Annotated in this window: 14 protein-coding genes; 10 read left to right on the top strand and 4 right to left on the bottom strand. The window is 52.7% G+C overall.

The window, feature by feature from the left end; all coding sequences use genetic code 11:
• Positions 1-257: 257 nt before the first annotated feature.
• The 5 genes from typA (at position 258) to HMPREF1207_RS04840 (ending at position 5,056) form a co-directional block, all read left to right on the top strand.
• On the top strand, positions 258-2,099 hold the full coding sequence (gene typA / locus HMPREF1207_RS04860) for a translational GTPase TypA (protein WP_009671334.1): 1,842 nt from the start codon (positions 258-260) through the stop codon (positions 2,097-2,099).
• Positions 2,100-2,206: 107 nt separating this feature from the next.
• Positions 2,207-2,503, top strand: coding sequence for a YlaH-like family protein (locus tag HMPREF1207_RS04855; protein WP_009671349.1), 297 nt, complete (start codon positions 2,207-2,209; stop codon positions 2,501-2,503).
• A gap of 50 nt (positions 2,504-2,553) precedes the next feature.
• Entirely contained in the window at positions 2,554-2,829 is a 276-nt protein-coding gene (locus tag HMPREF1207_RS04850) for a hypothetical protein (RefSeq protein WP_009671343.1), read from the top strand.
• 214 nt (positions 2,830-3,043) lie between these two features.
• On the top strand, positions 3,044-3,496 hold the full coding sequence (locus HMPREF1207_RS04845; protein ID WP_009671337.1) for a pyridoxamine 5'-phosphate oxidase family protein: 453 nt from the start codon (positions 3,044-3,046) through the stop codon (positions 3,494-3,496).
• Between the two features lie 228 nt (positions 3,497-3,724).
• The gene (locus HMPREF1207_RS04840; RefSeq protein ID WP_009671338.1) at positions 3,725-5,056 is read left to right on the top strand and encodes a PhoH family protein; all 1,332 of its coding nucleotides are present in this window, start codon (positions 3,725-3,727) and stop codon (positions 5,054-5,056) included.
• A gap of 79 nt (positions 5,057-5,135) precedes the next feature.
• Here HMPREF1207_RS04840 and HMPREF1207_RS04835 read toward each other — a convergent pair whose 3' ends face one another.
• From HMPREF1207_RS04835 to HMPREF1207_RS04825, 3 genes are all read right to left on the bottom strand, one after another.
• The gene (locus HMPREF1207_RS04835) at positions 5,136-5,660 is read right to left on the bottom strand and encodes a hypothetical protein (RefSeq protein ID WP_009671335.1); all 525 of its coding nucleotides are present in this window, start codon (positions 5,658-5,660) and stop codon (positions 5,136-5,138) included.
• Between the two features lie 138 nt (positions 5,661-5,798).
• A complete protein-coding gene (locus tag HMPREF1207_RS04830; RefSeq protein ID WP_009671344.1) occupies positions 5,799-6,896 on the bottom strand; it encodes a coiled-coil domain-containing protein in 1,098 nt (365 codons plus the stop codon).
• A gap of 94 nt (positions 6,897-6,990) precedes the next feature.
• On the bottom strand, positions 6,991-7,986 hold the full coding sequence (locus HMPREF1207_RS04825) for a hypothetical protein (protein WP_009671329.1): 996 nt from the start codon (positions 7,984-7,986) through the stop codon (positions 6,991-6,993).
• A 91-nt stretch (positions 7,987-8,077) separates the two neighbouring features.
• Between HMPREF1207_RS04825 and HMPREF1207_RS04820 the strand changes: the two genes are divergently transcribed.
• Positions 8,078-9,244, top strand: coding sequence for a class I SAM-dependent methyltransferase (locus HMPREF1207_RS04820; RefSeq protein WP_009671341.1), 1,167 nt, complete (start codon positions 8,078-8,080; stop codon positions 9,242-9,244).
• Between the two features lie 445 nt (positions 9,245-9,689).
• Here HMPREF1207_RS04820 and HMPREF1207_RS04815 read toward each other — a convergent pair whose 3' ends face one another.
• A complete protein-coding gene (locus HMPREF1207_RS04815) occupies positions 9,690-9,920 on the bottom strand; it encodes a DUF2626 domain-containing protein (RefSeq protein WP_009671348.1) in 231 nt (76 codons plus the stop codon).
• A gap of 377 nt (positions 9,921-10,297) precedes the next feature.
• Here HMPREF1207_RS04815 and HMPREF1207_RS04810 point away from each other — a divergent pair, with 377 nt between their 5' ends.
• From HMPREF1207_RS04810 to HMPREF1207_RS04795, 4 genes are all read left to right on the top strand, one after another.
• Positions 10,298-10,945, top strand: a complete 648-nt coding sequence (locus HMPREF1207_RS04810; RefSeq protein ID WP_009671346.1) for an RsfA family transcriptional regulator — start codon at positions 10,298-10,300, stop codon at positions 10,943-10,945.
• Positions 10,946-11,108: 163 nt separating this feature from the next.
• Positions 11,109-12,071, top strand: coding sequence for a ketopantoate reductase family protein (locus HMPREF1207_RS04805; protein WP_009671351.1), 963 nt, complete (start codon positions 11,109-11,111; stop codon positions 12,069-12,071).
• Entirely contained in the window at positions 12,071-12,472 is a 402-nt protein-coding gene (locus HMPREF1207_RS04800) for a DUF3397 domain-containing protein (RefSeq protein WP_009671350.1), read from the top strand. Before HMPREF1207_RS04805 ends, HMPREF1207_RS04800 begins: the two co-directional genes overlap by 1 nt.
• A 419-nt stretch (positions 12,473-12,891) precedes the next feature.
• A complete protein-coding gene (locus HMPREF1207_RS04795; RefSeq protein WP_009671330.1) occupies positions 12,892-14,568 on the top strand; it encodes a peptide ABC transporter substrate-binding protein in 1,677 nt (558 codons plus the stop codon).
• Positions 14,569-14,583 lie beyond the last annotated feature (15 nt).

Genomic DNA, 14,583 nt, shown 5'->3' with positions numbered 1-14,583 from the left:
GCGTCGGAATGCATCCGGCGCTTATTTTGAAACAGAGCCCGGTCGGATGCTTTTACGGTTCTTGCAGCCGTCCCGGCAGACCGCCCGGTATACAAAGCTGTCAAAGCTGTCTCAGACAGGCATGTTCCCCGGAACGGCCGAGGCTTTAGGCTTACGGTCTTCCGCGTCACATACGGTATCACAACGTTTTTGCCAAGCATCACGGCTTTGCCATTCAATAAAAGCGCGCAGCGCCCAAGGAGAGAGGACCTACCTTTATGTTTCCCAGAGAGAAAATCCGCAACATCGCGATCATTGCCCACGTTGACCACGGTAAAACCACGCTAGTTGATAAGCTGCTCCAACAGTCCGGTACATTCCGCGAGAACGAAGCCGTTCAGGAACGCGCCATGGATTCCGGCGATTTGGAACGGGAACGCGGCATCACCATTCTTGCCAAAAATACGGCCATTAACTATAAAGACCACCTGATTAACATCATGGATACTCCCGGACACGCCGATTTCGGCGGAGAAGTGGAACGGATTATGAAAATGGTTGACGGTGTTCTTCTGGTCGTCGATGCTTTTGAAGGAACGATGCCTCAGACGAAGTTCGTGCTTCGTAAAGCACTCGAGCAGAACCTGACTCCGGTTGTCGTCGTGAACAAAATCGACCGTCCGAACGCTCGCCCGCTCGAAGTCATTGATGAAGTACTGGATCTGTTCATCGAACTGGGCGCCAATGACGATCAGCTGGAATTCCCGGTTGTTTACGCATCCGCTCTGCAGGGCACGTCCAGCTTGGAATCTGATTCTCAAGGCGAGAATATGCTGGCTCTTTACGAGACGATCGTCAGCCATATCCCGCATCCGACGGAAAGCGTGGACGAGCCTCTTCAATTCCTCGTTACCCTGATGGACTTTAACGAATATCTCGGAAGAATCGGGATCGGCCGTGTGAACCGCGGTATCATCAAGCAAGGCCAGCCCGTGGCCGTTATGACCCGCGAAGGCGGAATGAAGCAAGCGCGCATCGAGAAACTGTTCGGTTTCCAAGGCTTGAAGCGTGTTGAAATCGAGCAGGCGGGCGCCGGTGACATTATCGCCATCTCCGGTATTAAGGACATCAACATCGGTGAAACGATTGCCGATCCGGCTAACCCGGAAGCACTGCCGGTTCTGAAAATCGACGAGCCTACTCTGCAAATGACGTTCATCGTCAACAACAGTCCTTTCGCAGGCCGCGAAGGCAAATGGGTGACATCCCGCAAGCTTCGCGAGCGTCTGTTCAACGAGCTGGAAACGGACGTTTCCCTGCGTGTGGAAGAAACCGACAGCCCGGATATGTTTATCGTATCGGGACGCGGCGAGCTTCACCTCGGTATTCTCATCGAGAATATGCGCCGTGAAGGCTTCGAGCTTCAAGTTTCCAAGCCGGAAGTCATTATCCGTCAAATCGACGGCCAGAAAATGGAGCCGATCGAGCGTCTTCTGATCGACGTACCGGAAGACAGCATGGGCGCCGTAATGGAAAGCCTCGGAACGCGCAAAGCCGAAATGGTGAACATGGTGAACCACGGCAACGGCAACGTTCGCCTTGAATTCCTGATCCCGGCCCGCGGCTTGATCGGTTACCGGACGAACTTCCTGACGCTGACACGCGGTTACGGCATCATGAACCATGCTTTCGACAGCTACGGCCCTTATGCCGGCGCGGGTGTCGGCGGCCGTCACGAAGGCGTGCTGGTTTCCATGGAGAACGGTGTAGCCACCACTTACGGCCTGATGTCGATCGAAGACCGCGGTACGCTCTTCGTAACGCCGGCTACTGAAGTGTACGAAGGCATGATCGTTGGCGAGCATACGCGCGATAACGATATCGTCGTTAACATTTGTAAAGAAAAACAGCTTAACAACATCCGTTCCGCAGGGAAAGATGATACCGTTAAGCTGAAAGTTCCGAGAATCTATTCTCTGGAGCAGGCTCTCGAATATCTGAACGATGACGAGTATTGCGAAATCACGCCGAAGTCGATCCGTCTTCGCAAGAAGATCTTGAACAAGAACGAGCGTGAACGCGCGGAGAAGCAGCGCAAAACCGCTGACGCCAACGCGTAAGCTTAACTGAATCCATCTTTTCACCTACGAAGGGAAATAAGCGGGAATTTGTGTTCCTTCGCCTTATTTCCCTTCTTTTTTAACTATACAAAGGGGGTTGCAGCGTAATGTACCAATGGTTCGCCGAAAATTTTTGGCTGACGTGCCTCATCATCTTCATCATGATGTCCTTCGTGTATAACAAGGTTTTCCGTACACGCAGACTGCCGGTTTTGAAAGCGCTGATCGTTTACGTCCTGCTTGCGCTGGGTTCGTTTATGCTTACGTTTTTCCAGGTGCTCGGACCGCAAATTCCGATTGTCCCTTCGCTCGCCGTAGCGATTTTGCTTATGCTGATTCTGCGGATCCGTTATTTTGTCGAGGGAAGACGCAAGAAGAAGGACTCCGGACAAACGGGTCAGTAACGACGACAAGGTTGTGCCAAATTTGATTTCAAACCGGGGGGCCGAATTCTATGACGCTTCAGGACGCTTTGTTCAACTGGCTGCAGATCCGCATTGTGGCCGATGCAAGACCTCTTGACGAGGCGGCAGGGAAAACGGCCGACTTCTTCGAAGAGATTTTGCGGGAAGATCATGGTGTAAGCGAATTTGAAAGAACAGAGGCGGATGAGTACCGTCTTCGGATCGACTATGTGCGGCAGGGGGAGAAGCATTCCGTCTTTTTCGACCGTGAGCAAGCCGGGCGCCTGCTTGCCGATATCGGTTCCAACCCCAAATATAACGAATAACTAGCGATCTTTTTCACGCCCGGATAGACAAGGGTGACATATCTTCCTTGTGGAGACGAATACAATGGTTGTATCTGTCGCTAAAGGAGTGTGAATCCGTGCCTGACCGCTGTTGTACATAGCGTGAAGCTTTTTCCATATGATATAATGAAATCAGGCGGGCCTTGGTTCGCTAACAGCACTTATTTAAAATGATGCAGGAGGCGCTGCAGGCATGGCGGAAGAAATTACAGCTCTCTCGGAACAATTGATTGCGGAATTTCACAAGGAAAAGCTCGTCCTGCTGCATACGATCGACTCGGAAACGGGAGCACCTACGGCCAATGCCATTTCGTGGGTATATGCCCCGGACCCGGGAAGAATACGCTTTGCTGTTGACAAGCGCTCACGTCTGATTGCTAACTTGGAGAAAAGCCCGTCGGCTACCGTGACGATGATTGCCGCGGGGACCGTACACGCTATTTACGCGGAAGCCGCGCCGGCGGCCGAAGTTCTTGAAGGGGTTCCCTTCAAGCTGGCCTGCTATGATCTGAATATCCGTGTCGTTCGCGACGCGATGTTCTACGGCGCCCGTATTTCCGTAGACCCTGAATTCGAGAAAACTTATGACAAACGTGCAGCCGACAAGCTGGACGGACAAGTATTTGAAGCGATGAAAAAAGCCTAGGCACTTTTGTGCCCGGGCTTTTTGTCACTTTGGCGCTTTGTCTGAAAATGCCGCTTTCTGCGGAATCGGGGGATGCGGGCGGACGACGGGAAAGAACCGAGAGCTGGATGTAGCCGCCGTAACCGCCGGATACCGATCCGCGGAAAGGATGTAAGCCTGTAGCTTTTCCCCAGGGGCCGTATCGTGGTAACCCCGTAAACATTACAGATTCGGGAGGGAATTTCGGGAATGAAAAAAATTTTCGTGCTCGATACCAACGTACTGCTGCAGGATCCGAACGCGATGTTTTCTTTTGAAGATAACGAGGTCATCATTCCGGCCGTCGTGCTGGAGGAGATCGATTCCAAGAAGCGCAACGCCGACGAAATCGGACGCAACGCCCGGATGGTTTCCAGACTGCTGGACGCGATGCGGGCACGGGGACGGCTGCATGACGGAATTACGCTCGACAGCGGAGGCAGCCTGAAAGTGGAGCTTAATCACAAGAGCTTCAATAAAATGCAGGAAGTCTTCGCCGAGGTGACGAACGATAACCGGATTATAGCGGTGGCGCTAAATTACCGGACGGAGGAACAGACGAAATCTGAGCCGCGGCCCGTCATCCTGGTCAGTAAGGATATGCTCGTCCGTATTAAGGCGGATGTGCTCGGTCTGACCGCACAGGACTACTTGAGCGACCGTGTCGTATCCGATCACGAAATGTATGCGGGCTGCACGACGCTTCATGTCCATCCGTCCGTCATCGACGAGTTTTACTCGTTCCGGTTTCTGAGCGTGCCTACGCTGAATCTGGGCTACCGGCTCAATCCGCATGAATTCGTCATTCTCCGGGATGAGCTGGGCACCTCGAAATCGGCGCTGCTCAAAACGTCGTCCGACGGCAAAAAGCTGGAACCGCTCTTCTTGTCGAATGAACCGGTGTGGGGAATCGCCGCACGCAACGCTCAGCAGCGGATGGCATTGGAGCTGCTTCTGAACGACGACATTTCCTTCGTCACCCTTTCGGGCAAGGCCGGCACCGGCAAAACGTTGCTGACGCTGGCAGCGGGACTGCTCAAAGTGGAAGACGAGCGTAAATACAAAAAATTGACGATCGCGCGTCCTGTCGTTCCGATGGGGAAAGATATCGGCTACCTGCCGGGCGAGAAGGACGAGAAGCTCCGGCCTTGGATGCAGCCGATCTACGATAACCTGGAATTTCTCTTCGATACGAAAAAAGCGGGCGATATCGAGAAAATACTCGCCGGGCTCGGCAGTATTCAGGTCGAAGCCCTGACTTATATCCGCGGTCGCTCGATTCCGGGACAGTTTATTATTATCGATGAAGCGCAGAATCTTTCGAAACACGAAGTGAAAACGATCGTATCCCGGGTAGGCGAAGGCAGCAAAATCGTTCTGCTGGGAGATCCCGGTCAGATCGATCATCCTTACCTGGACGCGGCCAGCAACGGTTTGACCTATGCGGTCGAGAGGTTCAAGCAGGAAGAAATCAGCGGACACGTCACGCTGGAAAAAGGCGAGCGCTCCCACCTCGCCCAACTGGCGGCCGATCTGCTGTAGCGCATAACAAAAGCGGCGGGCCTAAAGCCTGCCGCTTTTTGTTGTGCCTGCCGGAGGTTTCCGGTACAGCATTCGTTAATCATGAGATGATAAAATGCACCGTACAACCGTAAGCGCGGGCAGTCCGGTCCATCAGTTCGTCATGCTGGCGGTCAACCACGAAGTGAAGACCGTCCGCTTCGTGAAACCGGGCGATCACGTATTCGTCCATCTGCCGCCGCGCCAGCTCCGGTTCCGCTTCGGATGCGGTTTTCATGGGCGAATCCGGATCTTGTACCGCACCCGTTCCGAGACGGAAGACGGCGATGCCGGGTTCGTACAAGTAGAGGTGTCCGGCTCCGCTTTCAAACCCGTAGTCCGAAAAATAACCCGTCCGTTCCGCATGGGGAGGAAGCAGCACGAGATTCATCGGCTCGGCTTCATAACCGTGCCGGCTGACCAGCTCCTTAGCTTGGTCAAGCTCTTCTTCGCGGTTAAAAACAAACACTTCCTTATCCTGATCGAACAGCTCGACCGTCTCTTTGAGCTCGGGATCAAACGGGGCGAAATCAGCCGCTGATCCGTCTTGGCGGAAATCCACGATAAGGGCAGGCTTAAGCTGCATAATCAATTCCTCGCTTTCGTATCCGGCGCATTCACGTTAACCCGAAGAAGACTCTTCTTCCCCGCGGACCTCATCATCCTTACGAACAATAAACCATTGGGCTTACAAAAGCGGCGGATCACGCCGGACAGGATCGGTCTACCAGTTCAGCCCGAGCTTAATGGCTAAAAGTCCGTCTTCCAGGGTAATCTGTTCCACGGAAACGAAGGAGAAGAGCTTCTTCGGATAAATGCGCAGATTAAATTCCTTTTCCAGTGACTTACCCGTTGTATCCGGCAGTTTAAACCCGTTAAACACTAATTCCTGCACACGGAAGGCGATGACGGGCTGGTCTCCGTCTTTTTCCATTTCGTAGGTGCCCTTTATGGAGACGTCCATATCGTCCTTGGTGCCGAAGGCCATGACACCGTCCGGCTTGAACTGAAACGTTAGATCGTCGAACTTGCTGTCTTTGCTGCGAAGGAACGCGTTAAGCTGATGGTCGGTCATTTGAAATTTGCCGCCGCCCGTTTCCAGGGTCAAATGACTGTCCTTGCCCCCGGGTGTCAACAGTTCCGGGAAATAATCCATTACACCGGCCAGCGAACGGAAATATGTACGGAACAACGGCAGTCCTTCCTGTGCCCAGCGTCCGTTGAGTTCCTGGATTAGAGCGAGAATCAGTTCGCTCCTTCCGCTTGCGTCCAGTTCCCGGTTCAACTCGGACTGAAGAGCGAGAATCCGCTCCTTTTGCTTAACATAATTTTCTTTGGTTTTCTGCAAATCGGTGCGCTGATTCGCCAATTTGGTTTTCATGGCGCCCAGCTCGCGGTAGGCGTCCTGATGAGCCGTCAGCGAACGGTGATCATGATCGAGAATGATGTCCAGATACTCGTACGTTTTGAGAAGATCCGGCAGCGAACGGACCGACAGCAGGACGGACCAGAGCGATTCGCGCTCGCCGGCATAATAAGAGCGGATGACCTTGCCCGCCCGTTTTTTCGCATCTTTAACGACGATTTCCTGGGCGGCGATCTTTTTCTCTGTATCGGTTAGCTGACCGCCGAGCTTCACGTCTTCCTCCGCGAGGCGGACGATTTCACGGTCGATTTCATGGACCGTCAGCCCTTTCTGCAGAAGAGATTCGGTTTCTTTCTTTTCCGCTTCCGTCCTGTTTTCCGCATGAACCGGAACAAAAAGGAGGCTTGTCCCGAACAGAAGGGTGCAGAAGGTGAGGGTGAATTTTTTCAAAATCATGTGTTGACCCCTTTAATTCCGAAATTATCCCATTCTATGAGAACGGGTTCAAAAAAATACTTACCTCCCGCAGGCGGAAAGTAAGCAGCATGCTCTATTGTTTGCCGGCGCTGCCAAGACTCTTGAGAACTTCATCGATAGACTTGGTTTGCCGAGGCAGCGGCTTCCGGAATTCCGGTGTTTGGTTAACGGCATCGAAAGACTGATGGAAGGAGAAAGTCTGGGCGGATGCGGACGATTTATTCCCTCCGGGGCCGGTAAACTTAAATTCCATCTCGAGCTTTCGTAAAAAACCTTCCTTGTCGACAAGGACCGTCCATTTGCCTGGGGCGGATAATTTAAACGAACTTGCCGAACGCCTAAATTCGGCGGCCTGCGCCTCGGAAATAAGCCCGTTTGATTTCAGCGCTTCCAGGAAACGGGGGAGCTTCTCCTGTACCTTCTTATTCCAGGCGCCGGCGTTCATGCGGGTTACGGAGGCTGTATACGACTGGGCAGCCGAACCGTCAGTCAGCTTGACTTCCCCGTCATGCTCAAACCAGGCCTCGTCGGCCCCTTCCTGCAGAAGCTTGGACAGATCGGAAGAAAGCCGGGAGAGATGCTCCAGCGCGGGAGAAGCCGCGGCTTTCGCAGCCGTGCCCGTCTTATCCCCTGCGGAAGCCGGAGAGTCCGGGGGCACCCCCAGCCGTGTTACGAAATATTCGTTATCCGGGTTAAGAAGTGGCATATGGAAAAACAATTTGTTATCTTGGAAAAGAAGAGGAACCGTCAGTTCGGCCGAACCGCTCCGTGAAGCTGCCTTGAGATCGGATTCCCACCGGACCGGATTTAAGGAAGCGGCGCCCTTCCATTCCAGCTTGCTGTCTTTGAGAAACGAAAACAGCTGCCCGGGCAGTGTGGACGAGTCCCCTGCCGGAAGCCCGTCCAGGTGAAGATCGGCCCCGCCCGCGAAAGCGAAAGCGTTCATCTCCGCCTGCTTGTGCAGGGCGCCTTTGACGGCAGCCTTGGCAGCTTCACGGTCCGAACAGCCGGATATGAGAACGGCGGGAATGACAATGGCTATAGAAAGTGAAATGAGTGCTTTGAACATGCTGGGAATCCCCTTCCTTTTCTACCTTTTCTATTATATCTATTCAGGTTCTATTTGTCTTTATCCCTACAATTTTCCTGGAGGCGAGAAAATGAGCGAATTTAACGGTCATAGGGGCATTCCTTCGGGAACCGGAGAAACTGAGGCGGAGGCCGGTCATCCGGAAATCGTCGCGATTTTGAAAAGAAAAATAGAAGAAGAGGGACCTCTTCCTTTTCGGGATTATATGACGATTTGTCTGTATCACCCGGAGTTTGGATATTACCGCCGCGAAGAACCCAAAATCGGGCGGGACGGGGATTTTTACACGAGCTCCAATCTGGGAAGCATGATGGGAGAGATCATCGCCGGCGAGCTGCTGGCTTTTGCCGAGAGCCTGCCGTCCGGCAGCCCCGTCGAATTCGTCGAATTCGGCGGAGGCACGGGCCGGCTGGCCCTGCAGGCGCTGGACGCGCTGCGCAGCCGCAGCCCGGGGCAGTACGCGTCCGTTTCGATCACGGCGATCGAATCGAGCGCGTACCACTGCGCCCTGCAGCGGGAGATGCTGCGGGAGCATGCGGACCGCCTCCGGTTCCTGACGGAGGCGGAGTGGCTTGCCGAGCCGTCCGGCGGCGGAGTGTTCGCCGTCGCCAACGAGCTGGCGGACGCGATGCCGGTGCACCGCGTCCGCTGCCGGGACGGCCGGCTCGAGCTCGGTGCGGTCGGATGGGACGACCGCACGGGTTTTACCGAGCGGTGGCTGCCGCTCGGAGAAGACCACCCGGCCGCGCTGCATCTCGGCCGCGAGGGGATCCGCCTGGCCCACGGGCAGCAGGCGGAAGTGAATCTTGGCGCGGGGGAGTGGATCACCCGCGCCGCGGGGCGCATCCGCAGCGGACGGATGCTGCTGGTGGACTACGGCGATACCGCCGGAGAGCTCTATGCGTCCCACCGGATGAACGGGACGCTGATGTGCTATCGGCGGCATATCGCCGATGACAATCCTTACGCCGCCGCGGGGCGTAAGGATATAACCGCGCACGTCGATTTCACGGCGTGCATGCGCGCGGCCCGGGCGGCGGGATGGACCGTCGCCCGTTACGAGACGCAGCGCGAGTTCCTCGTGCGCGGCGGCATCCTCGGCCGGCTCGTGGAGCATGCCGGCCGGGATCCGTTTAGCCCGGAAGCGAAGGCGAACCGGGCGATCCGGCAGCTGCTCATCAGCGACGGGATGAGCGAGCTGTTCAAGGTGCTGACGCTTGAACGGGAAGAAAGCTGAATCCGCGAATGAAGTACGCGGAAGCCGATTTTCCCGGCGCCCGTTGCGGTGTCTTAATGCGGTAATCATCCGGCAGGTTTTGCCCGATCCCTTCGGAGTCGGACAATCGCCGACCGGAAGGCCGGTCATGTCGGGTAGCCGATAAGCAAAGCTTTTGAGCCGGGAAATGAATGAAAAGAATATCCTATGACCAGAGCAGAGATAGATGAATGAGGTGAAATAGGTAAAATAGGTAAAACAGGTAATTCCCATGCCGACCCTACATGTCATGGTTCTTGGGGCCCGGTTCTATGTGATGGTGCGGAATGTACACATACCAGCTTATTTTAAGGAGCAAATACACCGGTTTAGCGGTGAGCGGACGTAGGTTCTCCAGTCCAACGAAAAAAAGGTGATCCGCGAGTTCAATCGCGAATCACCTTTTTTGCTCAAGCGCCGTATGTAATTAGAGAGGCATTTTGAACACGGACCAGTACGTGAATCCGGTAAACGAAATAACCATATAGCCCCAGAACAATACGATGTAAGTACGTTCCGACAGCTTCAGATAGCCAAGTAGTACGAATACGACGGTTTGAAAAAAGAACAGCATGGACATGGGATACATTTCTCCCGCCAGACTCATCAGGGCGATCACCAGAGTCCAGAAACCCAGAACTCGGAACATGCGATCCATGAAAACTTCCCCCTCTCCTACCACGATGCGAAATAATCTAATCTTCATTATACCCAGCATACCCTGTAGTGTAAACATCCAATCGTCTGCCTTTGTTAAAAAGTTGTGACAAGCATTGCCAATTCCAGGCGAAGCTCCCTCGGTTGTCTCTTAACCGGTCTTCTTTTTAGGTATGAGTGTCATAAAAAATGGAAATACCAAATAGTATCAAATAGATTCTATGAAATCTGCCAGGGGCATAGAGATATTACGAGCGGAACCGTTCACGGATAAATCTCCTGCCCGGCTTATGAACGGTCCGGCCGATTGGGCATGAAAGTCGAATGCGCGGTAGGACGTGATCTATTTTGGACAATAGGTTAGGAGGATTGTAAAACATGACGGCAATCAGGCAGGATGCTTGGAGCGACGAAGATGATTTGATGCTCGCGGAGGTAACGCTGCGCCATATCCGGGAAGGCAGCACTCAACTGGCCGCGTTTGAGGAAGTGGGGGAGCGTATCGGGCGGACGGCCGCGGCGTGCGGGTTCCGGTGGAACAGCTTCGTGCGCAAGAAATACGAGGCCGCCATTTCCATTGCGAAATCCCAGCGGCAGAAAAGAGCGCAGCTGAAGAAGCATGCGGCCGTTTCTACTATTTCAGGGGGCGCCTCGCTAGCCGTTCTGGACGTTCTGGAACCGTCGGGCCGTGAAGTGACGGAAGCGGCGCTTTCCATTGATGCGGTAATCCGGTTCCTGCGGCAGTGGAAGCAGACTTATCAGGAACTGATGCGCCATATCAAGCAGATGGAGCGCTCTTTGAACGACAAGGAAGAGGAGCTTTCCAAATACCGCAGAGAGAACGAGCAGCTCAACAAGCAGGTCAATGAAGTTGAAACCGATTACCGGGTTGTCAACGATGATTATAAGGCACTTATCCAAATTATGGACCGTGCCCGGAAAATGGCCTTTTTAGTAGAAGAAGAGGAAGAGAGCAAGCCGAGGTTCAAGATGGACGCAAACGGTAATTTAGAGAGAATAGATTAAAGATCTTCCTGGGAATCCTTCCGGTATACTGCCGGGGGGATTTATTTTTTTTGAAGCGTCAAGAAGGATTACGCCGTCCTTGCGGGGAATGGCTGAAAAATGGCGAATTATGCAAGCAAGGAATAAGGGGCCGAATGCAAAATAAGATAAAGGAGTGGGGGCCATGCTGGTAGAAGTCGTCGGAGGCGGCTCGCTCGGACTGCTTTTTGCGGCCAAACTGGCGGCAGCCGGCTGCCGGGTAAAGCTGGTTACGAGGAGCAGGGAACAGGCGGAAGCCGTAAACAAGAAAGGAATCCGTGTGGAGGGCTGGACGGAGTTAACGGCTGAAGTCCCCGCGCTCGCTTTTCCGGATGCCGTGAGCGGTTTGAATTCCGCGGATCGATCCGAAGCAAGGTTTATTCTCTTGGCAGTCAAACAGACGGCTTTTACGGAAGAATTGGCGTCTTATCTGATTTCTTCCATGGAGCAAGGCGCGGGGCTTGTTTCGCTGCAGAACGGGATCGGCCACTGGGAGAAGCTGGACAGCGAGAAAGCCCGTCCCTTCATGATCCAGGCGGTGACCACGGAGGGGGCAAGACGTTTGTCGCATTCGGAAGTGGCGCATACGGGCCGCGGCTGGACGCGGATCGGCCATATCCATGCCAAGGATACGGAACCGCATACAGAGAAGGTTCCGCAAATAAATTTGAAAACGGTTCAAGATTGTTTAAAGCAAGCAGGATTTGACGTTTTTGTGTCGAAGAGTATAGAGCGCCATATATGGAGCAAGCTTTTGATCAATGCGGTGATTAATCCGCTGACGGCTCTGCTCCGGATTCCTAACGGGAAGCTGCCTGAGACTTCGGACTCACTGCTGCTGATGAGGAAGCTCTTCGAGGAAGGAAGGGACTTGGCGCTTACACAGCACGTAACGGTTGAAGAATCTTTATGGGACGAAATCCTGGAAGTTTGCCGGAAGACGGCTGTCAACCGATCTTCGATGCTGCAGGATATCGCGGCGGGCAGGATGACGGAAATTGAGGCGATCACGGGTGGTCTGCTCGCAAAAGCGGAGCGGGCCGGGATGTCTATGCCCACTCATGAAACCGTATACCGGCTGATTAAAGCTGCGGAGCAAAGTGGGTGATGATGGGATTGGATTCATTCATAGACGGATTGTCCAGCATATATGCGGTACTTGCTATGCTCCCTTTTCTTTCCTTTGTGCTGATATGGATAATCGTATATATTGTAACCAAAGAAAAGAAAAAATCCACCCGGATTACTATGGATCTCACGACCTTCCTGCTGCTCGGATCCGTCGCGTCGCTGTGGAATTCTTTGTTCTCCAGCTCGTTCGGATTATGGTTTCTTCTGCTGGTCATTCTTATCGTTTTCGGGCTTATAGGCGGATACCAGAACGACAGGAAAGGGAAGATGGAACTGGGGAAGTCGCTGCGCATCGTATGGCGGCTCAGTTTTATGGGACTTTCTCTTCTCTATGTCATGTTTATGGTGGTTCGCATGGGGACGGCTGTTCTCGGATAGCGGTCTCCCTTTTGCCGACATGAATTGACCGCAGTTCAACTAATTGCCGAATTAACGCTCTAAAGCAGTGCTGGCGCAGGTTAGGCGCGGTTCGGAAGTCTCAAATACTCGAACCTATGTAGAAAATTACAAGTAGATTTTATTGACCTTTGGTTGTATAATAGGTAATTAGTAACAGTTTAGCCTTTACAGCATTTTAACATTTTTGCAAGAGAAAGTTCTTTTTCACAAAAAAGATTCTGGACTTCCTGACAAACTGTGTTATAAAATGTAACATGTAAGGACGAAAGGCCGATATTGTCGCTTTAGCTCGGAGAAGTGCCTCGATTAGGGGAAGCGGTGTCATTGGAAAATTCGAAATTTTCCGTCAAACACCTTTAACCATAAGATTTATTATTAAAGGGAGGAATAATTACCGTATGAAAGCTAAAAAGTGGGTTTCCACAGCGGTTGCACTGACGCTTGTCGGCAGTATCGCAGCAGGTTGTGGCAGTGACGACAAGGCAGCAACGGGGGACAAAGGCGGTACAGACAAAGCAAATGCCGCTAAGCAAGAACTTCGCATTAACTTCAATGCCGAGCCACCGGTTCTAGACAGCTCCAAAGGTACTACAAATGCAGCATTTACGATGCTGAACGCACTGAACGAAGGCCTCTACCGTCTCGATAAAGACGGCAAACCGCAGCCTGGACTTGCAGCTGCCAAACCGGAAATTTCCAAAGACGGTCTCGTTTACACCATTAAGCTCCGTGACGCGAAATGGGCAGACGGCCAACCGGTCAAAGCAAGCGATTTCGTTTATTCCTTCCAACGTACTCTCGATCCGAGCACTAAAGCGCAATACAACTTCATGACTGCCTGGATTAAAGGCGGAAATGACATCATCAAAGCAAAGCCTGAAGAAGTTGAAGCTAAGAAAAAAGCTCTAGGCGTTAAAGCGATTGATGAGAAAACACTCGAAATTACACTGGAAAAGCCGGTTACCTTCTTCGAAGATCTCCTTGCTTTCCCGATTTTCTTCCCGCAACGTGAAGATCTGGTTACCAAAAACGGTGAAAAATACGGCGGCGACGCTGACAAAATTATCGGTGCTGGTCCGTTCGTTCTGAAACAATGGAACCATGACCAAAACCTCGTATTCGAGAAAAACCCGAACTACTGGGATGCTGCCAACGTAAAACTGGAGAAACTGACGGTTAACATCGTAACGGACTCCAACAGCTCCTTGAACCTGTATGAAACCGAAGAAACAGACGTAACGAACCTGAGCAGCGACCAGTTCAAAGCGAAATCTCAAACGGACAAAGAAAACATCAAAGTGAAGAACGAATTGACTTCGATGTACTTCATGTACAACCAGAAGAACAAAGTTCTGGCCAACGCAAACATCCGTAAAGCACTGACGCTTGCGGTTGACCGTGATGCTTACGTACTGACGCTGGCCAACAACGGTACGGCAGCGGCAAGAGGTCTTGTAGCCGACGGTACTCAAGACGGCAACAAGAACGAATTCCGTAAAACAGCCGGCGACACGCTTCCTAAAGCAGATCCGGCTAAAGCGAAAGAATATCTGGCAGCAGGTCTTAAAGAACTCGGCATCGACAAACTTCCTGAACTGAAGCTCCTCGGCGACGAGCAGGGCTCCGGTAAGAAATCCATCGAGTTCCTGATGGGCGAGTGGGAGAAAAACCTCGGTTACAAAGCAGTCGGCGAGCCTGTTCCGCACAAACTTCGTGTAGAACGTCAAAACAAAGGCGACTACGATATCGTACTTGCACTTTGGGGCGCTGATTATAACGATCCGATGACTTTCCTCGACATGTGGGTAACGGGCAGCGAGTTCAACAACGTGTATTACAGCAACCCTACCTATGACGAGAAAATCAAAGCCGCTGACAAAGAAGCGGATCCTGCTAAACGTTCTCAGCTGCTAGTAGACGCAGAGAAAATCCTGATGGAAGATATGGCTGTAGGTCCTGTCTATTCCCGTAAAGTTCCTTACCTCGTTCGCAACACGGTACAAGGTCTTGTACTGCCGAACTACGGTATGGAGTGGGATGTTAAAGGGGTAACAATTACGGAAGCGAAGAAGTAATTCTTTATTCCGCAG

It is taken from the genome of Paenibacillus sp. HGH0039 (genome assembly GCF_000411255.1).
Lineage (GTDB): Bacteria > Bacillota > Bacilli > Paenibacillales > NBRC-103111 > Paenibacillus_F.
Note: the sequence above shows the minus strand (reverse complement) of the source record. Positions and strands in the feature narration are given on the sequence as shown.

Coding starts and splice junctions, on each gene's coding strand:
- typA (WP_009671334.1), top strand. CDS start 258: ATGTTTCCCAGAGAGAAAATCCGCAACATCGCGATCATTGCCCACGTT.
- HMPREF1207_RS04855 (WP_009671349.1), top strand. CDS start 2,207: ATGTACCAATGGTTCGCCGAAAATTTTTGGCTGACGTGCCTCATCATC.
- HMPREF1207_RS04850 (WP_009671343.1), top strand. CDS start 2,554: ATGACGCTTCAGGACGCTTTGTTCAACTGGCTGCAGATCCGCATTGTG.
- HMPREF1207_RS04845 (WP_009671337.1), top strand. CDS start 3,044: ATGGCGGAAGAAATTACAGCTCTCTCGGAACAATTGATTGCGGAATTT.
- HMPREF1207_RS04840 (WP_009671338.1), top strand. CDS start 3,725: ATGAAAAAAATTTTCGTGCTCGATACCAACGTACTGCTGCAGGATCCG.
- HMPREF1207_RS04835 (WP_009671335.1), bottom strand. CDS start 5,660: ATGCAGCTTAAGCCTGCCCTTATCGTGGATTTCCGCCAAGACGGATCA.
- HMPREF1207_RS04830 (WP_009671344.1), bottom strand. CDS start 6,896: ATGATTTTGAAAAAATTCACCCTCACCTTCTGCACCCTTCTGTTCGGG.
- HMPREF1207_RS04825 (WP_009671329.1), bottom strand. CDS start 7,986: ATGTTCAAAGCACTCATTTCACTTTCTATAGCCATTGTCATTCCCGCC.
- HMPREF1207_RS04820 (WP_009671341.1), top strand. CDS start 8,078: ATGAGCGAATTTAACGGTCATAGGGGCATTCCTTCGGGAACCGGAGAA.
- HMPREF1207_RS04815 (WP_009671348.1), bottom strand. CDS start 9,920: ATGGATCGCATGTTCCGAGTTCTGGGTTTCTGGACTCTGGTGATCGCC.
- HMPREF1207_RS04810 (WP_009671346.1), top strand. CDS start 10,298: ATGACGGCAATCAGGCAGGATGCTTGGAGCGACGAAGATGATTTGATG.
- HMPREF1207_RS04805 (WP_009671351.1), top strand. CDS start 11,109: ATGCTGGTAGAAGTCGTCGGAGGCGGCTCGCTCGGACTGCTTTTTGCG.
- HMPREF1207_RS04800 (WP_009671350.1), top strand. CDS start 12,071: ATGATGGGATTGGATTCATTCATAGACGGATTGTCCAGCATATATGCG.
- HMPREF1207_RS04795 (WP_009671330.1), top strand. CDS start 12,892: ATGAAAGCTAAAAAGTGGGTTTCCACAGCGGTTGCACTGACGCTTGTC.